This window comes from Brevibacterium salitolerans (assembly GCF_039531405.1).
Taxonomy (GTDB): domain Bacteria; phylum Actinomycetota; class Actinomycetes; order Actinomycetales; family Brevibacteriaceae; genus Brevibacterium; species Brevibacterium salitolerans.
The window spans coordinates 196,290-217,271 of record NZ_BAAAPZ010000004.1 but is presented as its reverse complement, the minus strand read 5'-3'; the positions used below and the strand labels follow the sequence as shown (position 1 = coordinate 217,271).

The 20,982-nt window shown below is 70.9% G+C and carries 16 protein-coding genes and 1 tRNA gene; 15 read left to right on the top strand and 2 right to left on the bottom strand.

Translation table 11 applies throughout. The annotated features are described in order from the left end of the window. Positions 1 to 50: 50 nt before the first annotated feature. Positions 51 to 671, top strand: coding sequence for a P-loop NTPase family protein (locus tag ABD240_RS06605; RefSeq protein ID WP_291795173.1), 621 nt, complete (start codon positions 51 to 53; stop codon positions 669 to 671). 150 nt (positions 672 to 821) lie between these two features. On the opposite strand, the gene ABD240_RS06600 is transcribed toward ABD240_RS06605, so the two are convergent. Beyond that, positions 822 to 2,630 (bottom strand): TIGR01777 family oxidoreductase, encoded by a 1,809-nt coding sequence (locus tag ABD240_RS06600; RefSeq protein WP_344336424.1) that lies wholly within the window; start codon positions 2,628 to 2,630, stop codon positions 822 to 824. Between the two features lie 312 nt (positions 2,631 to 2,942). Here ABD240_RS06600 and ABD240_RS06595 point away from each other — a divergent pair. The 4 genes from ABD240_RS06595 to ABD240_RS06580 all read left to right on the top strand — a co-directional run bounded on the left by ABD240_RS06595 (position 2,943) and on the right by ABD240_RS06580 (position 7,994). Further along, a tRNA-Sec gene (locus ABD240_RS06595) sits at positions 2,943 to 3,037 on the top strand. Positions 3,038 to 3,180: 143 nt separating this feature from the next. After that, the gene (locus ABD240_RS06590; protein WP_344336423.1) at positions 3,181 to 4,932 is read left to right on the top strand and encodes an L-seryl-tRNA(Sec) selenium transferase; all 1,752 of its coding nucleotides are present in this window, start codon (positions 3,181 to 3,183) and stop codon (positions 4,930 to 4,932) included. Positions 4,933 to 5,066: 134 nt separating this feature from the next. Further along, positions 5,067 to 7,076, top strand: coding sequence for a selenocysteine-specific translation elongation factor (gene selB, locus ABD240_RS06585; RefSeq protein WP_344336672.1), 2,010 nt, complete (start codon positions 5,067 to 5,069; stop codon positions 7,074 to 7,076). 84 nt (positions 7,077 to 7,160) lie between these two features. After that, positions 7,161 to 7,994 carry a hypothetical protein gene (locus ABD240_RS06580; protein ID WP_344336422.1) on the top strand — a complete coding sequence of 278 codons (834 nt, stop codon included), beginning with the start codon at positions 7,161 to 7,163 and terminating at the stop codon, positions 7,992 to 7,994. A gap of 150 nt (positions 7,995 to 8,144) precedes the next feature. On the opposite strand, the gene ABD240_RS06575 is transcribed toward ABD240_RS06580, so the two are convergent. Continuing rightward, the gene (locus ABD240_RS06575; protein WP_291795580.1) at positions 8,145 to 8,933 is read right to left on the bottom strand and encodes a FadR/GntR family transcriptional regulator; all 789 of its coding nucleotides are present in this window, start codon (positions 8,931 to 8,933) and stop codon (positions 8,145 to 8,147) included. A gap of 72 nt (positions 8,934 to 9,005) precedes the next feature. On the opposite strand from ABD240_RS06575, the gene eat reads away from it, so the two are divergent. From eat to ABD240_RS06525, 10 genes are all read left to right on the top strand, one after another. Further along, entirely contained in the window at positions 9,006 to 10,451 is a 1,446-nt protein-coding gene (eat, locus tag ABD240_RS06570; protein ID WP_291795583.1) for an ethanolamine permease, read from the top strand. Positions 10,452 to 10,609: 158 nt separating this feature from the next. Continuing rightward, on the top strand, positions 10,610 to 11,950 hold the full coding sequence (locus tag ABD240_RS06565; protein WP_291791725.1) for a glutamine synthetase family protein: 1,341 nt from the start codon (positions 10,610 to 10,612) through the stop codon (positions 11,948 to 11,950). Continuing rightward, positions 11,931 to 12,974, top strand: a complete 1,044-nt coding sequence (locus ABD240_RS06560) for a gamma-glutamyl-gamma-aminobutyrate hydrolase family protein (protein WP_344336417.1) — start codon at positions 11,931 to 11,933, stop codon at positions 12,972 to 12,974. Before ABD240_RS06565 ends, ABD240_RS06560 begins: the two co-directional genes overlap by 20 nt. Continuing rightward, positions 12,971 to 14,332: an aldehyde dehydrogenase family protein gene (locus ABD240_RS06555; protein ID WP_344336414.1), complete on the top strand. Its 1,362-nt coding sequence runs from the start codon at positions 12,971 to 12,973 to the stop codon at positions 14,330 to 14,332. Before ABD240_RS06560 ends, ABD240_RS06555 begins: the two co-directional genes overlap by 4 nt. Before the next feature lie 117 nt (positions 14,333 to 14,449). Then, positions 14,450 to 15,238 carry a 3-oxoacyl-ACP reductase gene (locus ABD240_RS06550; RefSeq protein ID WP_291791716.1) on the top strand — a complete coding sequence of 263 codons (789 nt, stop codon included), beginning with the start codon at positions 14,450 to 14,452 and terminating at the stop codon, positions 15,236 to 15,238. 77 nt (positions 15,239 to 15,315) lie between these two features. After that, entirely contained in the window at positions 15,316 to 16,236 is a 921-nt protein-coding gene (locus ABD240_RS06545; RefSeq protein WP_344336411.1) for a type 1 glutamine amidotransferase, read from the top strand. Positions 16,237 to 16,376: 140 nt separating this feature from the next. Beyond that, positions 16,377 to 17,225 (top strand): fumarylacetoacetate hydrolase family protein, encoded by an 849-nt coding sequence (locus ABD240_RS06540; protein ID WP_291791709.1) that lies wholly within the window; start codon positions 16,377 to 16,379, stop codon positions 17,223 to 17,225. A gap of 54 nt (positions 17,226 to 17,279) precedes the next feature. After that, complete coding sequence (locus ABD240_RS06535) at positions 17,280 to 18,047, top strand: SDR family NAD(P)-dependent oxidoreductase (RefSeq protein WP_344336407.1); 768 nt, start codon at positions 17,280 to 17,282, stop codon at positions 18,045 to 18,047. Between the two features lie 140 nt (positions 18,048 to 18,187). Then, a complete protein-coding gene (locus ABD240_RS06530; protein ID WP_344336404.1) occupies positions 18,188 to 19,492 on the top strand; it encodes an enolase C-terminal domain-like protein in 1,305 nt (434 codons plus the stop codon). 111 nt (positions 19,493 to 19,603) lie between these two features. Continuing rightward, positions 19,604 to 20,977: a sugar porter family MFS transporter gene (locus ABD240_RS06525; protein ID WP_344336402.1), complete on the top strand. Its 1,374-nt coding sequence runs from the start codon at positions 19,604 to 19,606 to the stop codon at positions 20,975 to 20,977. Positions 20,978 to 20,982: the final 5 nt, after the last annotated feature.

Below are 20,982 nucleotides of genomic sequence, written 5' to 3'. Positions count from 1 at the left end.
ACGGTCTTCCGGCGAGCAGATTTCGGTCCCGCGATTCGTAGACTCGGAGGATGGAACCAGCTGACCCCGCCGCCTCGCGGCGACCGCCCAGGTACACCCCCGTCCTCCCGGCGCGGGCGGCTCTGCCGCTGAGGCCTCGGCGGGTGCTTGTGGCAGGGGTGTCCGGTGCCGGCAAGACCACGTTCGCTGGGCGCCTCGCGGCGCTCGCCGGGTTGCCGCACACGGAGATCGATGCGCTCTTCCACGGCCCGGACTGGACGCCGAGGCCGGAGTTCCAGGACGACGTCCGCGCTCTCGTCGCGCAGCCCGAGTGGGTGACCGAATGGCAGTACAGCGAGGTCCGTCCTCTGCTCGCGGCGCACGCCGATCTGCTGGTGTGGCTCGACCACCCCTTCTGGCGCGTGACGTTCCCCCGCGTGGTGCGCCGGACGGTGCGGCGCCGGCTCCTGCACGAGGAGCTGTGGAACGGCAACCGCGAGGGTTCGCTCGCGGGCGTGCTCACGGATCAGGAACACATCATCCGCTGGGCGGTGCGCACCCGCCGCAAGTATCGCGACCTCGTCCAGCGCGCGGCACGGAAGAACCCAGGACTGGTCATCGTGCGTCTGGGCACGCCCGCCGAGGCCGAGGCCTGGCTCACCGGTTCGTTCCGGGAGGCGGTCCGGCTGTGACGAAGTCTGGCCTGCAGCCGGCCCGTAGTGATGTTGAGCCCGTACCGGCTGACGTTTCGCACCTTTCAACCGTGTTCGCACGTGCCCGCATATGAACACAGTCAGAAGATGCGAAACGTCCGGTGCGCGCTCCCGGCTCAGAGCCCCAGCTCAGCTCCGCGGTCCGAGCTCCTCCGTGAAGCAGTCCTCGAGCGTCGGATGGGCGAATTCGTGGCCGACGGCGTCCAGGACGGTGGGGACCACGTGCTGTCCGGCCAGGGCGAGCTCGTCCGCGCCCTCGTCGCCCAGCAGCAGAGCGGGCCCCACGCGCGGGACGGAGAGCACGGCCGGCCGGTGCAGGTGGTGGCCCAGCGCAGCGGCGAACTCCTTCTGGGTGACGGCGCCCGGTGCCACGGCGTTGACCGGCCCGGAGAGCGCCGAGTCCGCCACAGCACGGGCATAGACGCGGACCAGATCGTCATGGCTGATCCAGGGGAACCACTGCTCGCCGGAGCCCAGCGGTCCGCCCGCCGCCGCGAGATAGAGGGGGAGCTGCAGTCTGAGCAGACCGCCGAGGCCGCTCATCACCAGGCCCGTGCGCACCGAGACCCGGCGCACCCCCGCAGCCTCCACGCGGGCGGCCTCGGCCTCCCAGCGGCGGCAGACCTCGGCGAGGAAGCCGCTGCCCGGCCCCGCCTCCTCCGTGACCGGAGCGCGCACGTCCGTCCCGTAGTAGCCCACGGCGGAGGCGCACACGAATGCCTCGGGCCGCTGCTCGGCGGGCAGGTCTGCGATGGTGTCGACCAGCAGCCGGGTCGAATCGATACGGGAGGACTCGATCTCGGCCTTGGCAGCCGGGGTGAGCCTGCCGCCTATGCTGCGGCCCGCCAGGTGCACCACCACGTCCGCCCAGGCGAGGTCCTCCGCGTTCAGGAGCCCCAGCGTCGGGTCCCAGGGGGATTCGGTGCGGAGGCGTGCGTCGAATGCGGAGGTGCTGGTGCCGTCGTCGCGGCCGAGTCCCGGACGCGGCTTCCTGCGGACCAGCGTCCGCACACGGTGACCGGCGGTGGTCAGCATCGCGGTGAGCTGCGTGCCGACCAGTCCGGAGGCGCCGGTGACCAGCACATTCAGTATGCGCTCGCCGCCGGTTGTGGGTGCGTCGAGCTGGTCGAGGAATGCGAGGTCGCTGCGGATGCGGTGGGTGCGCGCCGCGAAGGTCCGCTCGAGGGTGGTGCGGATGCGGTCGTCCACGCCCACCGCCTGCGCCGCCTGCGAGACGCCGGGGATGCGAGAGGCGAAGCGTCCGAACTCCTCGGCGAAGCGGTCGAAGCCCTGCGCCGCGCGGTTCCTCCGACTCTCCCGGTCGTCTCGTGCAGTCCGCTCGCCTCCTGCAGTCCAGGGCCGGTCCGCGTGCGGACCGTAGGTGCGGGGGACGTCCGCCGGCGGCTCCGCGGCCCCGGAATCTCCCGCAGCCGCCGCGTCCTCCGCATGCGGGGCGCCTGCGCCGCGGAGGGAGTAGTCGAGGGTGTCGTCGATCCGTGTGCCGCCCTCGGCGGAGCGGAACACATGACGGTGCTCCAGCCGGGAGAAGGGCGAGAGCGCACCCGGCACCAGACGGTCCCCGAAGCCCGCGATCGTCTCTGCGGCCGTCGTCGCCTCACCTGAGCCGCTCGCCGCGCCAGCGGTTTCGGTCCTGTCTGCGGTTTCGGTCCTGTCTGCGGCCTCGGCCGTGGTGCCGAAGGGCGGAAGGCCCTCGAGGGCGAAGTGCTCCGCCGTCCACGGGATCCGCACCGCGCCCGAGGTGCCGGGCGTGCCGATCCGCAGACGCGCGCGGCTGCCCGGGCGGCCCGGGTCACCCTCCTCGACCACCTCCTGCGCCCAGTGCGGGGAGAGGCGCGTGAGTGCGCCGGGCAGGCTGTGCCAGCGCACCACCTGGTCGAACGGGACGTCGAGGAACTCCTCGGAGTGGAAGCGGGTCATCGCGGGCACCTCCGTGCGGCGGCAGGGGCGGGTGGGCGTGGAAACTACTGTGACAGCAGACTAGGCGGCGGGCCGCCGTGTGTCTGCCCCGCCAGCGTGCCGTTGCCCTGCTGGTACGCCGTTGCCCTGCCGGGACGCCGTTGTCGCGCGCCGGGGCAGACGACCTTTCGCAGCTTGTAACGGTGTGCGCGTGCAGGCTCATGCGCACACCGTCACAAGCTGCGAAAGGTGCGGGCGGCGGGCGGCCGTTGTGGGAGGCGGGCGATGTGAGTGGCGGGCTCCCGGACCTCCGCTCCTGGTAGATTCTCCGGCGGAGGCGTCCGGGTCCTGGTGGGCCCCCCGGTCTTCAAAACCGGTGAAGCCCAGCATCTGGGCTTGGCGGGTTCGATTCCCGTCCGCCTCCGCCACACATCCGAGACAGGGGCCGCACAGCCGACTCCGGGATGCTGCGCCCCGGCGACGGGGAACCGGCTCCCGGGAAGCGGGAGTGAGGTCCCTGACAGCGACGCCCCCGGATGCGGGGGCCGGACCACTCGCAGGGGAGACCGAGATGGACGATGCAGTGCACCCCCTCGACGACCCCCGCCGGCGCATTCCGCGCACGGATGCGCTGCTGGCCCATCCCCGGGTGGCCGCAGCGGTCTCCTCGCTGAGCGCCGGTGTGGTGAAGAAGGTCATCCGCGCGGTCCAGGCGCGTGCTCGCCGGGGGGAGATCGCGCCCGAGGCCGTGGTGCCGGAGCTCCTCGCCTCCCTCGACTCCCGCCGTCCGGCCTCCCTCACCCCCGTGCTCAACGCCACGGGCGTCATCGTGCACACGAACCTGGGCCGCGCGCCGCTCTCGGAGTCCGCGCGCGCCGCCGTGGCAGAGGCCTCGGGGTACACGGACCTCGAGTTCGACCTGGCGACGGGGGCGCGTTCGCGGCGCGGTGCGGGTGCGCGGTCGGCGCTGCTGGAGGCGTGCCCGGCCGCAGAGGACGCGCTCGTCGTCAACAACGGCGCCGCCGCCCTGCTGCTGGCGGCGACCGCCTTCGCCGGGCACTCTGCGGGGGACCTCGAGGCGGTCTCCGTGCCGGATGGCGCGCCCTTCGCGCATGCGGCCGAAGGTATGACACCCGCTTCTCGCCCAGACACCCGCGTTTCGCTCCAGGAAAGTGGGTGTGTAGGCGAGAGGCGGGTGCCTACGCCGCCGCCCGCCGCATCATCGCCGCCCGGCCCGCGTGAGATCCTGCTCTCGCGCGGTGAGTTCGTGGAGATCGGCGCGGGCTTCCGGCTCAGCGACCTCATGGAGTCTGCCGGCGCGCGCATCCGCGAGGTCGGCACCACCAACCGCACGCACCTGGACGACTACGCGCGCGCCCTCACCCCGGCCACCGGCTGCATCCTCAAGGTGCACACCTCGAACTTCCGGGTGGAGGGCTTCACCGCCGAGGCCGATCTCTCAGCCCTCGCAGACCTCGCCCACGCGCACGGCGTGCCTCTGGTCGTGGACCTGGGCAGCGGCCTGCTGGAGCCGGAACCGCTCCTGCCGGACGAGCCGGACGCCGCCACCGCTCTGGCCGCCGGCGCCGACGTCGTCATCGCCTCCGGGGACAAGCTGCTGGGCGGCCCCCAGGCGGGCATCCTGCTGGGCCGCGCCCCGGTGATCGCCGCGCTGAGCCGCCATCCGCTGGCACGCGCGGTCCGCGCGGACAAGCTCGCGCTCGCCGCACTCGAGGCCACCCTCACCGCCGCCGGCGCTCCCGTCCGCAGCGCCCTGCACACGGATCCGGACGCCCTGCGCGCCCGAACTCAGCGCCTCGCGGAGACGCTTGCGCAGCGGCTGAGCGCCGGTCCTCACGCGCCGGCCGGGCAGGGCACAGGTGCATACGTGCCGGTCAGGCAGGGCACAGGTGCGCACGGGACACACGTGCTCGGCGCGGACGTGCAGCGCGCGGGGGCCGGGGCGACCCCTCAGCCGCAGCCCGCTGCGCCCGAGGCGGATGTTCCGGAGCAGCTGACGCTCGCCGTGGTGCCCCACGACGGTCGCGTGGGCGGGGGAGGCGGCACCGGCGTGCCTCTTCCGGGCTGGGCGCTCGCCCTGCCCGAGGCCGTCGCCGGACCTCTGCGCACGGGCACTCCCGCAGTGGTGGGTCGCGTGCACGAGGGCCGCTGCCTCATCGACCTCCGCTGCGTGCCGGAGCCGGAGGACGCCGGCCTGCTCGCGGCGCTCGAGGCTGCGCTCATCGAACTGCACGCCTCCGCGGGGGAGGCGGCGGCAGGTCCCGTTCACGGCTCCGCAGGCGACGGGAGCGCCGAACCGTGACCGCCCCCGGCTCCTCGCAGGTTCCCGCCTCGGGCCAGGGCCGTGCCACGGGCACTGTCCCAACCGCAGACCAGGGCCGTGCCACGGGCACTGTCCCAACCGCAGACCAGGGCCGTGCCACGGGCACAGCTCCCATCACGCGCTCCGCTCACGTCATCGCGACGGCGGGGCACGTGGACCACGGCAAGTCCACACTGGTGCGCGCCCTCACGGGCATCGAGCCGGACCGCTGGGACGAGGAGAAGCGCCGGGGGCTCACCATCGACCTCGGCTTCGCGTGGACGACGCTGCCCTCCGGCCGGGAGGTCAGCTTCGTCGATGTGCCCGGTCACGAACGCTTCCTCGGCAACATGCTCGCGGGGCTGGGGCCGGCGCCCGTCGTCCTGTTCGTCATCGCAGCGGACGAGGGGTGGATGCCGCAGTCCTCGGACCATCGCGATGCCGTCGCCGCGCTGGGGATCCGTCACGGTCTCATCGTCGTCACGCGCACGGATGCCGCGCCGGAGGCCGTGCCGGCCGTCGTCGAGCGCGCACGGGCGGAGTTCGCCGGCACCGGCCTGGCGGACGCTCCAGCCGTGGCCGTCTCCGCACTGCACGATGCAGCACCGCAGAACGCGAGGCGGTCTGCCCCCGCGCGCCCGGATGCGGAGCGGATCAGCACCGGCCTGGATGCGCTGCGGGAGCAGCTCGACGCCGTCCTCGCGGACATGCCGGCGCCGGACCCGCGTGCACGTGTGCGCCTCTGGATCGACCGGGCCTTCTCCGTCTCCGGCTCCGGCACGGTCGTCACCGGCACCCTCGATCAGGGCTCGCTTCGCGTGGGCGGGGAACTGGAGCTGGCCTCGGCGGCGGGGGCACGTGCGGGTGCTGCGGAGACGCGCACGGGCGGGACGGGGGCACGCACCGGCAGTGCGTCCTCGGGTGCCGAGGCCGGGCCGCGCGTGGGCATCCGCGGGCTGCAGACCCACAACGACAGTGCGGAGGCACTGCGCCCGGTCACCCGCGCGGCCGTCAATCTCCGAGGCGTCGCGGCGGAGGAGGTGCATCGCGGGGACGCGCTCGTGACTCCCGGTGCGTGGATGCTCGCCGGTGTGATCGACGTGCGCCGGCGCAGCGGTGAGGCACTCGACGAGGCTCCCCTCCACCTCACGGTGCATGTGGGGACCGCCGCGGTGCAGGCGCGGCTGCGGCCGTTCGACGCGGAGCACGCGCGGCTCACCCTCGAGCGCCCGCTGCCGCTGGCGGTGGGCGACCGCATGCTGCTGCGTTCCACGGGGGAGCGGGCGGTGCTGGGCGGTGTCGACGTCCTCGACGTGGATCCGCCGGAGCTGCACCGGCGCGGTGCGGCGCGCAGACGTGCGGCTGAGCTGGCGGAGCTGGACCCGGAAGGGGACGTCGCCGTGGAGGTCCGCCGCCGAGGTGCCGTGCCGGAATCCGTCCTCCTCGCCATGGGCATCGAGGTTCCCGCGGAGCTGCCGGCCGGCGTCGTGCGGCTGGGGGAGACGCTGCTGACGGACGAGAGCCGCATCCGGGAGTGGGCGCGGGCGCTTAAGGCCCTCGTTGAACGGGAGCACGAGGCGGATGCGCTGAGCCGCGGGGTGACGGGGAAGGCCGCGGCGGATTCGCTCGATCTGCCGGAGCTGGGCGCCGCGCGGTCCCTGCTGCTGGGTGCTGTGGTGCGAACAGCGGGACTGACGGTGGCGGACGGGCGGATCCGTGCGCGCGGTGCCGCAGCAGACCTGGGAGCCGCGGAGGGTGCCGTGCGCACGCTCGAGGCCGGGTGGCGGGACCGTCCGTTCCGCGCGCCCGAGGCCCACGAGCTGCGGGAGCTGGGGCTCGGCTCCCGCGAGCTCGCGGCGGCGGAGCAGCGGGGCCGGCTCCTCCGCCTGGGCGGTCGCTCAGGGCACGGTGGTGCCGGGACCAGCGGCGGGACGGCGAAGGAGGGCGAGGGCATCGTGCTCGGGCCCACCGCTCCGGCGCAGGCGATGCGACTGCTGGCCGGTCTGGAGCAGCCGTTCACCACCTCGCAGGCCAGGCAGGCGCTCGACACCACGCGGAGGACGGTGATCCCGCTGCTGGAGCATCTGGACGCGCGGGGCTGGACCCGCCGCCTGGACGCCGGCCACCGCGAAGTGGTGCGCTGAGGACTGAGCTCCGGGGAGGCTGCTGGTGCGCAGAGGAGGCCGTGCACTGAGGAGGCGGCGCGCTGAGGACAGTAGGATCCGGTCATGAGCTCCGCACCACAGCAGCAGCCTCACTATCCGCAGCAGCCATATGCGCCGCCGGTGCCCTCCGACTCGCCGTCGCATCCATACCCGCCGCAGCAGCCGTACCCGCAGCAGGTACCGCAGAGTCCGCAGCAGCACGCGGGCCGCAGGACCACCGCCGTGATCCTCTTCTACTCGACCTTCCTGCTGAGCCTGCTGATGGCCGTCTTCTATCAGTTCTTCACGATGCAGCTGGTGCAGGTGCTGCCCTCGGCCGCGGCGTTCGGCGCAGTCTCCCTCGTCATCCGGCTCGGTGCGGACGTGGTGCACCTGGCGCTTGCGATCACTGCTGTCTGGCTGCTTCCCGGTGCTTTCCAGCGCAGGCAGTGGATCGCCACGGCGATGATTGCGGCTGGTACTCTGCTCAGCGCTGTCTACGGGATCCTCAGCGGACCCCTGTTCGGGGTTCTCGCGCCCACCACGGATCCGGAGGTCTTCGTCCGGATCAGCGGAATGCTCTCGGCCCTGGTCGCCTTCGCGGGATCCTGTCTGCTGCTGCTCGCCTGGCTGCTCGTCCGGGACCGGACGCGGCCGGCCCACATCGTCGCGGTGGCCTGCCTCCTGCTCTTCCTGCTGCTGCGTCTGCTGATGGCCTGGACGCTGGGACCGGGCACGGCCAGCGCTGCACTCCGCATGGCTGGTGCCGTGCTGGGGGTCCTCATCCCCGGGCTCACGGCGGCCGTTCTGGGTGTGAGTGAGCTTGTGGGCAGGCGCAGAGGGACGGGATCCGCGGCACCGGACTTCCCCGCGTCGGGGCGGAGCCCGATGCCGGGACACGGCGTGGGACCGCAGTGAGGCCGGTAGCACGAAACCGCCGGTGAGGGACCGCCGGTGAAGGACCGGCCGGAACCGGCAGGGGACCGTCAGTGAGGCCGGCAGGGCGCGGCCCGTCGATGGGGGTCCGCCTGTTCGGCCCTGAGCTCGGGCCTCGACCTGCCCGTCCGCTCACCTGCCGCTTCCGGCGAGGAACCCGCGCAGCAGGGTCGCGGAGCCGTGTGCGTGTGCCCGTGCCAGAGCGGCGGCCTCGTCCGCATGGCCGCGCAGGATCGCATCGATGAGGAGTGCGTGCTGCTCGTTGGCGTGCTCGATGTTGGCGCTCATCATGGGGATGCGGTCGAGCAGCGCGTTCACCCGTGCGCGGTTCTCCGCCAGGACGGCCGTGAGGCTGGGGATTCCGGCAAGCTCGCTGATCGCGAGGTGCAGTCGCGAGTCATAGGCTCTGTACTGATCCATTGGCGCGCCCGAGCACGCGTGGAGCAGCTCGGCGAGGCCCCGGCGGTCCTCGGCGCTGAGCGTGGCCCGCGCGGCCAGCCGCGCGGCCTCCGTCTCCAGCAGCTCGCGGAAGCGCAGGGTGTCCTCCAGCTCCGCCTGCGGCACGGGGCCGTCGCTGGAGCCGTGCTCCGCGGGCAGGCGGAGCACTTCGGTGCCGCCGTAGCGGCCCCGCGTGACCCGGACGATCCCGGCCTCGCGGAGCTCATTCAGCGCGGTGCGCAGCGTGGCGCGAGAGACGCCGAGCTCCGCTGCCAGCTCCCGCTCCGGAGGCAGCTTGTCGCCCACGAGGTACGTGCCCAGCCCCAGTTCGCGCAGCAGTCTGGCCAGCGTGTCCTCGAAGGCGTTCCCCGCCCCGCCCTCACGCGCAGGTGCCTCGCTCTCGCGGCCAGGTTCCCCGGCCTCGCGCGCGGTGCCGTCGCGTGCGGCTTCGGCCGATCTGCGCTCCACCCCTTGACCCTCCATGTGAGTCACGTTACATTTGCGATACTCAATGGTCCATTATAAAACCATTGAACTGAGCATAGAGGAGCTCTCATGGCACGGAAGACCAGAGTCGAGTACAGCGAGGTGAGCGAGGACTTCCTCGCGCGCCGTTCGCTGCGCAAAGGAGCAGCGGGCTGGATCCTGCTGGCCGGGCTCGGAGTGGCCTACGTGATCAGCGGAGACTTCTCCGGCTGGAACCTGGGGTTGGCGCAGGGCGGCTGGGGCGGGCTGCTCATCGCCTTCCTGCTCATGGGGATCATGTACGTGTGCATGACCCTGGGCCTCGCGGAGATGTCCTCCGCTCTGCCCACCGCCGGTGCCGGCTATGGCTTCGCACGCCGAGGCCTGGGCCCGCTGGGCGGCTTCGCCACCGGCATGGCGATCCTCATCGAGTATTCGATGGCACCCGCGGCGATCTCCACCTTCATCGCCGGCTACGTCCAGGCGCTGGGCATCCTGCCCGCCGGGGTGCCCGCATGGACCATCTACCTGGTCGCCTACCTGATCTTCGTGGGCATCCACATCTGGGGCGTGGGTGAGGCGCTGCGGGTCATGTTCGTCATCACCGCGATCGCCGTCGTCGCGATCCTCGTGTTCGTGTTCAGCATGATCGGCCACTTCGACGCCGCCAACCTCTTTGACATCGCTCCGGTGGCCGAACGCATGGGATCGTCCGAGTTCCTGCCCTTCGGAGTCTCCGGCCTGCTCGCCAGCCTGGTGTTCGGCATCTGGTTCTTCCTTGCGGTGGAGGGCGTGCCCCTGGCGGCCGAGGAATCCGCCGATCCCAAGCGGGACATGCCGCGCGGCATCATGACCGCAATGTTCATCCTGCTGGTGTTCGGCGCCCTCGTGCTCGTCCTGGTCCCCGGCACCGCGGGCGCCCAAGCGATGGGCACCTCGGACAATCCGCTGCCCGAGGCCATGCGCCACGTCTACGGTGAGTCCTCGCTGCTGGCCGCGTTCGTCAACTGGGCGGGCCTGGCGGGTCTGGTGGCGAGCTTCTTCTCCATCATCTTCGCCTACTCCCGCCAGCTCTTCGCCCTCTCCCGCGCGGGCTACCTGCCCAAGTGGCTCTCCCTCACAGGCAAGCGCAAGACGCCCTACCTCGCGCTCATCATCCCGGGCACCATCGGATTCATCCTCGCTGTGGCCACCGGTGGTGCCGGCGGCATCCTCCTCAATGTCGCGGTGTTCGGTGCCACGGTGTCCTATGTTCTCCTCAACCTGTCCCACATCACGCTCCGCATCAGGGAGCCGAAGCTGGAGCGCGGCTATCGCACTCCGGGCGGAGCGGTGACCACCTCGATCGCCCTGGTGCTCGCCGTGGTCGCCGTGGTCGCCACGTTCGTGGTCGACGTGCTCGCCGCCGGGATCGCAGCAGGGGTGCTCCTGCTGGCGATCGCCTACTTCTGGATCTACTCCCGCCACCACCTGGTGGCGAGCGCCCCCGAGGAGGAGTTCGCCCAGCTCAAGGCCGCCGAGGACCAGCTCAAGTGACGGGCGCATCCCGCCCGTCCCATCCCGCTCTGTAAGGAAACCCACACATGACCCTCACCTCTCCCGTCACCTCGTCCGTCCTCTCCGATCCCGGTATCCCCACCTCCCCGACCAGCCGGCAGCGGGTGGCGACCGGTGCCAACCAGGCCCCCGCCCTCATGGTCGAGGACCTCCGCGCACTGGTGGACAGCGGCGAGGTGGACACCGTCGTCATGGCGGCGACGGACATCCAGGGACGGCTGCAGGGCAAGCGGCAGAGCGCCCGCTTCTTCCTCGACGAGCTCATGGAGCACGGGACGGAGGGCTGCAACTACCTGCTCGCCGTGGACGTGGACATGAACACCGTCGACGGCTACGACATGTCCTCGTGGGAGACCGGCTACGGCGACCTGGTCTTCTCACCGGACCTGTCCACGCTGCGCAGGCTGCCGTGGCAGCCCGGATCCGTGCTCGTCACCTGCGATCTGCTGTGGCCGGACGGCAGCCCGGTGGCGGCCTCGCCCCGGCAGATCCTGGCCCGGCAGGTGGAGCGGTTGCGGGAGCTGGGTCTGGAGGCGTTCGCCGGCACGGAGCTTGAGTTCATCGCGTTCGACACCAGCTACGAGGACGCGCAGCGCTCCGACTACCGCGAGGTGCGTCCCTCCAACCTCTACAACGTGGACTACTCGCTGCTGGGCACGGCACGCGTGGAGCCGCTGCTGCGCGACATCCGCAACTCCATGGCCGGTGCGGGCATGTACGTGGAGGGCGCCAAGGGTGAGTGCAATCTGGGTCAGCACGAGATCACCTTCCGCTACGCGGACGTCCTCACCACCTGCGACAACCATTCGATCTACAAGAACGGCGCCAAGGAGATCGCGGCCCAGCACGGTAAGTCGATCACTTTCATGGCGAAGTACAACCAGCGTGAGGGCAGCTCCTGCCACGTCCACCTGAGCCTGCGAGACACGGAGGGCGGTGCTGTGCTCCCCGGCGACAGCGAGCACGGGTTCTCCCCGATCATGGAGCGCTTCATCGCCGGTCAACTGGCGTGCCTGGAGGACTTCACCTACTTCTTCGCCCCCAACATCAACTCCTACAAGCGGTTCGTGGAGGGTTCGTTCGCCCCCACCGCCCTGGCCTGGGGCTTCGACAACCGCACCTGTGCTCTGCGAGTGGTGGGCGAAGGACCCTCCCTGCGTGTGGAGACACGGGTGGGCGGAGCGGACCTCAACCCCTATCTGGCGACGGCGGCGATCATCGCCGCGGGCATCCACGGCATCGAGAACGAGCTGGAGCTTCCGCCGGTCACGGAGGGCAGTGCCTATGCCGGGGACGCCCAGCGGCTGCCCACCACGCTGCGGGCGGCGCGGGAGCGGCTCGGCGCTTCGCAGACCGCGCGCGAGGCCTTCGGGGACGACGTGGTCCGCCACTACCTCAATGCCGCAGACGTGGAGCTCGCCGACTACGAATCCTCCGTGACCGACTGGGAGCGCCGACGTGGTTTCGAACGGCTCTGAGGCGGGCGCGGCCGCCGAGGCCCCTGCGAGTGCCGCACCCGCGGCGGCTGGCACCGCCCGCCGCCCCCTCATGGGGCTCACCACCTACATGCAGCAGGCGGCGTGGGGCGTGTGGGATGCCGAGGCCGTGATCCTGCCGGCGGAGTACGTCCAGATGGTGGTGGCCGCCGGTGGCGTGCCGGTGTTGCTGCCGCCCCACGGCACGGACCCCTCCGTGCTGGACGGCCTCGACGGGCTCATCCTCACGGGTGGTGCGGACGTGGGGCCCGAGCGCTACGGCGCCGTTCCCCACGAGCGCACGCAGGCGCAGCCCTGGCGCGACGACCACGAGTTCGCCCTCTTGACCGCTGCGCGGGAGCGCGGCATGCCGGTGCTCGGCATCTGCCGCGGCCTGCAGGTCATCAACGCGGCCTTCGGCGGCACCCTCCACCAGCACGTCCCGGAGGTGCTGGGCCACTCGGACTACCAGCCCGAACCCGGCGTCTACGGCGAGGTCACGACCCGGGTGGAGCCCGGCTCCCGGCTGGCGTTCGCGGTGGGGGAGCAGGTGAGCGCACCCTGCTACCACCACCAGTCCGTCGCCGAGGTGGGTGCAGGGCTCGTCGTCACGGCCCGGGCCGAGGACGGCACGGTGGAGGCGCTGGAGACCGCCTTGCCTTCGGCAGAAGCGCCTGCCGCGGGTGAGCCGGCGGACAGCGACCCCGCTGAGCCCTGGCTGCTGGCTGTCCAGTGGCATCCCGAGCACAACGTCCAGGATGTGCGCGTCGTCACGGCGGCCGTGGACGCGGCACGCACCTACGCTGAGCAGCGTGCCCGGACGGTGCGGCCTCCGGCCTCGGGCTCCCCTGCGCAGGAGTCCTCTCCCGCGGGAACACGACCGCCCGCACCCGCAGGATCGGGGCGGTCCGCACCTGCCGGACCGGGACAGCCTGCATCTGCAGGACCGCGGGCGGCCTCAGCTGCGGCCGCCCGCCCGAACCACAGCACACAGACCCACAGCACACAGGAAGGGGGCGCCACGTGAGCGTCAGCACAGTCCTCAATCCGGCCACCGGTGAGGCCCTCGCACAGATCGAGCGGACCGCACTGCCCGAGGTCGATGCCGCGATCGCACGCGCGCAGACCGCGTTCGAGGTGTGGCGGACGGTGGCACCGGGCGACCGGGTCCGGCTGCTGCGCCGTTTCGCCGCCGTCATTGACGCGCACGTGGACGAGCTCGCGCAGCTGGAGGTCGCCAACGCCGGTCACACGATCGGCAACGCGACGTGGGAGGCCGGCAACGTGCGCGATGTCGTCGAGTACTACGCGGCCGCACCGGAACGCAGCATCGGCAAGCAGATCCCCGTGCCCGGCGGCGTGGACATCACCTTCAAGGAGCCGCTGGGCGTGGTGGGCGTCATCGTCCCCTGGAACTTCCCCATGCCGATCGCCGGCTGGGGGTTCGCCCCTGCGCTCGCCGCCGGCAACACGGTGGTGCTCAAGCCGGCGGAGCTCACCCCGCTCACGGCGATCCGGATCGGGGAGCTCGCGCTCGAGGCCGGCCTACCCGAGGGCGTGCTCACGGTGATCCCGGGGAAGGGCTCCGTGGTGGGCGAGCGGTTCGTCACCCATCCGCTCGTGCGCAAGGTGGTCTTCACGGGCTCCACCGAGGTGGGCCGGGGGATCATGCGCGGCTGCGCGGAGCAGATCAAGAACGTGACGCTGGAGCTGGGCGGGAAGAACGCGAACATCGTGTTCGCGGACGCGGACCTGGAGAAGGCCGCCGCCGAGGCCCCGGGTGGGGTGTTCGACAACGCGGGCCAGGACTGCTGCTCGCGGTCGCGGCTGCTGGTCCAGTCGAGCGTGTACGACGACTTCATGGCGCGGCTGGAGACCGCAGTGAAGTCCTTCATCGTCACGGACCCCGCCGACCCGGCCGCGGACATGGGGCCGCTCATCTCCGCGGCGCATCGCGACTCCGTGGCCGCCTACGCGGAATCCGGGGAGGTCGCCTTCTCCGGCAGCGCGCCCGAGGGGCCGGGCTTCTGGTTCCCGCCCACCGTCATCACCCCCGGTGAGCTCACCGCCCGGGACTTCTCCGAGGAGATCTTCGGCCCGGTGCTGTCCGTGGTGCGGTTCGACACGGAGGCCGATGCCGTGAGGATCGCCAACAACACGGAGTACGGCCTCTCCGGGTCGATCTACACGGAGAACCTGAGCCGTGCCATGCGGGTCGCCCGCGCGGTGGAAGCCGGCAATCTGTCCGTGAACTCGCACGCCTCCGTGCGGTACTGGACGCCGTTCGGCGGATACAAGCAGTCCGGGCTGGGCCGTGAGCTCGGCCCGGATGCGCTCGACGCATTCACCGAGACGAAGAACGTGTTCTTCGCGACCGACGACTGATCGGCGGCGCGCAGCCGGGAGGGCATCACCCACCCGGCGGGCGGGCCTGCCCTGCACGACCGCCGGCCCCGGCCTCGGCGGCAATCCCGAACCCCCAGAAACGAAGGAAAGCAGCAGATGACAGAGAACAAACCCCTCGTCCCCGGTCGGTTCGCCGGGAAGACCTGCGTGATCACGGGAGGTGCGTCCGGGATCGGACTGGCCACCGGGCGCAGGCTCGCGGCGGAAGGCGCGAACGTCGTCGTGGGCGACCTCGACGAGGTGCGCGGCCCGGAGGTCGCGCAGGAGCTGGGTGGCCTCTTCGTCCGCGTGAACGTGGCCGACGAGGCGGAGGTGAAGAACCTCTTTCAGCGGGCGAAGGATGCCTACGGCAGCGTGGACGTGGCGTTCAACAACGCCGGCATCAACCCCACCGACGACGCCTCGATCCTGGACACCGGGCTCGAGGCCTGGCAGCGCGTCCAGACCGTCAACCTCACCTCCGTCTACCTGTGCAGCAAGTACGCGCTCGAGCACATGGTGGAGCAGAGGTCCGGCTCCATCATCAACACCGCCTCCTTCGTGGCGCTCATGGGCGCGGCGACCTCGCAGATCTCCTACTCCGCGTCGAAGGGCGGGGTGCTCTCCATGAGCCGGGAGCTGGGCGTGCAGTTCGCCAAGGACGGCATCCGCGTGAACGCACTGTGCCCCGGACCGGTGAACACTCCGCTGCTGCAGGAGCTGTTCGCCTCCGATCCGGTGCAGGCGCAGCGTCGGCTGGTCCACGTGCCGGGCGGACGGTTCGCTGAGCCGGAGGAGATCGCGGCGGCCGCGGCGTTCCTCGCCAGTGATGACGCCTCCTTCGTCAACGCGACCGCGTTCACTGTGGACGGGGGCATCAGTGCGGCCTATGTGACCCCGGAGTGAGTGGCGTGAGCGGTGTGGGTGGCGTGAGCGCGGAGCCCGGCCCAGCGCCGGGCCCAGCGCCCGCGCAGGGTTCGGTCGTGTCCGAGTCCGACGTGTCCGAGCGCCGGACGGGTGCGGCAGTCCGCCTCGCCGTCATCGAGCACGAGGCGGGCACGGACGCGCGCAGGCTGGGGGAGTGGCTCGAATCCGCCGGGGCACAGCTCACCGTGTTCCGGCCGTACCTCGCAGACGCGCAGGGAGGAGCGGGATCCGAGCGAGACGTGCATTCCCAGGGAGACGCGGGCTCGCCGGGCCACGTGGTGCCTGGACTCGCTCCGGTCCCCGCGTCCGATCCTCAGGCTGGCCCAGGTGGCGCGGCGGCCTCCGTGTCGGGGCGCCTGCCCGGTCCGGAGGAGTTCGACGGCCTGGTGGTGCTGGGTGGCTCCATGGGTCCTGCGGATGACGAGGACCACCCCTGGATGCCGGGGACCCGCGAGCTGCTCGCGGCCTCGGCGGAGGGGGCCTTCCCGGCCCTCGCGGTGTGCCTGGGCGGGGAGCAGCTGTGCCTCGCCGCCGGCGCGGGGGTGCGTGAGAGGGAGGTGCCGCAGATTGGGGTGGGCACTGCGGTGACTCGGCCCGAGGCCCGCACGGATCCGCTCTTCTCCCAGCTCCCAGCGGAGTTCCCCGTCCTCCTCTGGCACGGCATCGAGATGACGCTGCCGGATGGTGCCGTGCACCTGATCGAAGGCACGGACGCGCCTGTTCAGGCGTTCCGGTGCGGCGAGGCCTGGGGCACCCAGTTCCATCCCGAGTCCACGGGCGAGCAGCTGCGGGTGTGGGGGACGCTAGGCGGCGCGCCGTCGTACCCGGGCGGGCGCAGCCTCGAGGACGTGGTGGCCGAGGCCGCCTCGGAGCAGGAGGCTGTGGCGGAGACGATGGAACCGCTGGCACACGCATTCGTCGCGTACGTGCGTCAGTTCGACCGGATGGGGATGAGCAGGCCCGCTGACTGCGGCTGAGCCGTTGCAGCAGGCGAGACGCCCTGTCATTCCTCGTAGATATATGGAATAGTGAATTCCTATAAGTAAGGGTGCGTGTGCGCCGGGGATGAGGCTGTCCCGCGGCGGGCGCGTCCCGCCAGCTGCGAGGAGGAGACAGCATGAAGCTCTGGACATCCGGACCCAAGGGGAGCGAGACCCCGGTCGTCACCGTGGACGGCAAGGACTTCGACGCCTCGGCGGTCACCGGGGAGTTCGGCCCGGCGTTCTTCGCCGCGGGCGGCCTCGACACGCTGCAGGAGAAGGCCGCCGCCGGTGAGCTGCCGGAGTTCACCGCCGAATCCGGTGCTCGCCTCGGCGCCCCGCTGGGCCGCCCGCAGGCGCTCATCTGCATCGGCCAGAACTACGCCGCCCACGCCGCGGAGTCCGGTTCCCAGCCGCCGGAGAGGCCCATCATCTTCTTCAAGCACCCCAACACGATCGCGGGCCCCGACGACACCGCATTCATCCCGCGGGGCTCGGACAAGACGGACTGGGAGGTGGAGCTGGGCCTCGTCATCGGCAGGCAGGCCTCCTACCTGTCCAGCCGTGAGGAGGCCGCCGAGGCCATCGCCGGCTACGTCATCGCCAACGACCTCTCCGAGCGCACCTTCCAGATCGAGCACTCCGGGGGCCAGTGGTCCAAGGGCAAGGTCGCACCCGGCTTCTCGCCGCTGGGCCCGTACTTCGTGACGGCCGACGAGTTCGACCCGCACAATGCGAACCTGCGCAGCTGGGTCAACGGCGAGCCTCGCCAGGACTCGAACACCGCGGACATGATCTTCTCCGTCGAGGACATCGTCCTGGACCTCAGCCAGTACATGCAGCTGGAGCCCGGCGACATCATCCTCACCGGCACCCCAGAGGGCGTGGCGCTGTCCGGTCGCTTCCCCTATCTCAAGGCCGGCGACGTCGTCGAGATCGAGATCGAGGGCCTCGGCCGCCAGCGCCAGGAGTTCGTCCAGGCCTGAGCCCTCCGGTCTCGGGCCCGTCCCTTCCCACCCCAGTCTCCAAGGAGTACAGCTTTGGCATCTGCATCTGAACCTTCCGGCGAGCTGTCCGGCCTGGTCGCCGTCGTCACCGGCGGCGCCTCGGGGATCGGCGAGGCCACGGCGGCCCTGCTGGCCCGTCGCGGGGCCGAGGTCGCCGTCCTGGACCTCACCGTCGACTCCGTCACCGGGCACTTCGCCCAGCGGGTCGACATCGGCGACGACGCCTCCGTGCGTGCGGGCATCGAGGCGGTCGCGGAGAGGTTCGGCCGCATCGACATCCTCGTGAACAACGCCGGGATCGGCGCGCAGGGCACCGTCGCGGACAACGACGACGAGGAGTGGCACCGCGTCCTCAACGTCAACGTCGTGGGCATTGCCCGTGTCACCCGTGCCGCACTGCCGCACCTGCGGAAGTCCGAGAGCGCGGCGGTCGTCAACACCTGCTCGATCGCCGCGACCGCCGGCCTGCCGGACCGCGTCCTCTACTCCGCGTCCAAGGGCGCCGTGTACTCGATGACGCTCGCCATGGCCGCCGACCACCTCCGTGAGGGCATCCGCGTCAACTGCGTGAACCCCGGCACCGCCGACACCCCCTGGGTGGGGCGCCTGCTGGACGCGGCTGCGGATCCGGAGCACGAGCGCGCGCAGCTCAGCGCCCGCCAGCCCTCCGGGCGGCTGGTCTCCTCGGACGAGGTCGCCTCGGCGATCGTCTACCTGGCCTCTCCTGCGGCCGCGGCGATCTCCGGGTCCTCACTCGCCGTGGACGGCGGGATGCAGGGGCTCCGCCTCCGCTCCGAGTGAGCTCCACGACGCGCCTGTCCGCCGGGCAGGCGCGTCGTTGACCCCCAAGACATCCTATGTTTGGATGAGTTTTAACGTCTTGCGGCCTGAACCTCGCAGCCGAAAGCGTCCATACATAGGATCTCTATGGGAGATGAGAATTGAGCACCATCACAGACATCAGCGTCTTCGACGTGCGGTTCCCCACCTCGCGCCATCTGGACGGTTCGGATGCGATGAACCCGGACCCGGACTACTCCGCCGCCTACCTGGTGGTCCGCACGGATGCCGAGGACGGACTGGAGGGGCACGGCTTCGTCTTCACCATCGGCCGCGGCAATGACATCGAGTCGGCCGCGATCGAGGCGCTCGCCGCACGCCTGCGCGGCCGGGACGCGGAGCCGATCCTCGATGACATGGGCGAGTTCTGGCGCGAGCTCGTCCACGACTCCCAGCTGCGCTGGCTGGGGCCGGAGAAGGGCGTCATGCACATGGCCATCGGTGCGGTGGTCAACGCCTTCTGGGACCTCAAGGCCAAGCGGGCCGGGCTGCCGTTGTGGGAGCTGCTCGCGCGTATGAGCCCGGAGGAGATCCTCGACCTCACGGATCTGCGCTACCTCAGCGACGTGATGACGCGGGAGGACGCGCTCGCGATCCTGCGCCGGTCCGCGGTCGGCCGTGAGGAGCGCATCGCCCGGCTGAAGGCCGAAGGCTACGGTGCGTACACGACGACGCCCGGCTGGCTGGGCTACAGCGACGAGAAGCTCGCCCGGCTCTGCCGGGAGGCGATCGCGGACGGCTTCAGCCAGATCAAGCTCAAGGTGGGCGCGGACCGCGAGGACGACGTCCGACGTCTGCGGATCGCCCGGGAGGTGTGCGGCGAGGGCTACCCCATCGCAGTGGACGCCAATCAGCGCTGGGACGTCGCCGAGGCCGTGGACTGGATCGGCGAGCTCGCGCCGTTCGATCTGCGCTGGGTCGAGGAGCCCACGAGCCCGGACGACGTGCTCGGCCACGCGAAGATCCAGCGGGGCATCCATCCCACCCCCGTGGCGACGGGTGAGCACTGCCAGAACCGCATCGTGTTCAAGCAGATGCTGGATGCGGATGCGCTGCGCGTGCTCCAGATCGACGCCTGCCGTGTGGCCGGCGTGAATGAGAACATCGCGATCCTGCTGCTCGCAGCGCACAAGGGCGTCCCGGTCTGTCCGCACGCCGGGGGAGTGGGACTGTGCGAGATCGTGCAGCACCTGTCGATGTTCGACTTCGTCGCCGTCTCCGGTGAGATGGACGGCCGCGTCATCGAGTTCGTCGACCATCTGCACGAGCACTTCGTCGAGCCCGTGGACGTGCACGACGGCCGCTACTGGCCGCCGCAGCTGCCCGGCGCCGGAGCGCAGATGCACCAGGCGAGCATCGACGCCCACCTCTACCCGGACGGCCCGGTGTGGGCCGAAGCCGTCTGAGACAACTGTCTGCGGGTTCTCATCGGAGAGGACCCGGGGGCCGCCTCCGCTCACTGAGCTCGTGACTCCGGGCCTGATGCGGGCGGGGAGCGGCAGAGAAAGGAAGTGAAAATGAGCGTCAGCGCAACTGACTCCACCTCCCGCTCCCTCCCAGGGGCACGGGACCACGCCTCTGAACCCATTCCCGGCAAGGTCTATCTCATCGCGGTCCTCGCAGGGTTCTCCGGTCTGCTGTATGGATACGATTCCGGAGCGATCTCCGGCGCGCTGCCCCCGCTGACCGCAGATTTCGGGCTCAGCGCCCAACAGCAGGGGCTCATCACCTCGCTGCTGCTCTGGGGCGCACTTCCGGCGATCGTCGGAGCCACTCTCGCTGCGCGCAGATACGACCGCCGGCACATTCTCATCGTCGGCGCGATCATCTTCGTCGTGGGTTCTCTCGCCAATGCCTTCGCCCCCTCTCCGGAGTTCCTCATGGGAGCACGGTTCTTCCTGGGCTTCGCCGTGGGCATTGCGAACATGTTCGGGCTCATCTATCTCTCGGAACTGGCTCCCACCCGGATCCGCGGCATGCTGACCGGCATGTACCAGCTGACTGTGAACGTGGGAATCCTCTGCGCGTACATCGTGGGGGACCTCTTCCAGGACGCCGGATCATGGGAATGGATTCTGGGTGTGGGAGCGATCCCCGCTGTGGTCTTCCTCATCGGCATGGTCCTCGCACCGGCGAGCCCGCGCTGGCTCATGATGCGCGGGCGGGACCAGGAGGCGCTGCGCGTCCTCGGGTCCCTGCGCGGCGGCTCCGACTACGCGGAGAGGGAGGCTGCCGAGATCCGCGAGAGCCTCGAACGGCAGAAGAGCGGCTTCTCCGCGCTCTTCAGCACCGCTCGACGCCCTATGCTCGTGCTCGCTGTGCTGACATTCTTCCAGGTGTTCACCGGCATCAACGCCGTCGTCTACTACGCCCCGATCATCTTCGAGGACGTGCAGTCGATGGGGGCGAATGCCGGAATGATCGCCAACTACGGCGTGGGCATCGCTCTGGTGGTGTCCACGGCCGTTGCTCTGCCGATCATCGACCGCCTGGGACGGGTCAAGCTCCTCGCGATCTCCATGGCTGGTCAGGCCATTGCAATGGTGGTTCTGTGGCTGCTGCCGGACGCAGGGGCGGTCACGATTGCGGCTGTGTTCGTGTACACCTTCGCATTCGGGATCGGGCTCGGTCCCGTCTTCTGGCTCTACGTTCCGGAGGTTCTGCCGCTGCAGGTCCGCGCAATCGGCGTGGGGGTCATCACCTTCCTCCAGTACACTCTCAACGCGATCTTCGCTGCGGCCTTTCCCGTGGCGCTCGAACGCTGGGGCGCCACAGTCTTCCTTGTGTTCGCGCTGCTGAGCATCGTCGCCTTCGTCTATGTCATCAGACGGGTGCCGGAGACCAGCGGTCGATCGCTGGAAGAGATCGAAGCCTTCTGGCGGAAGGGGTGAGGCGC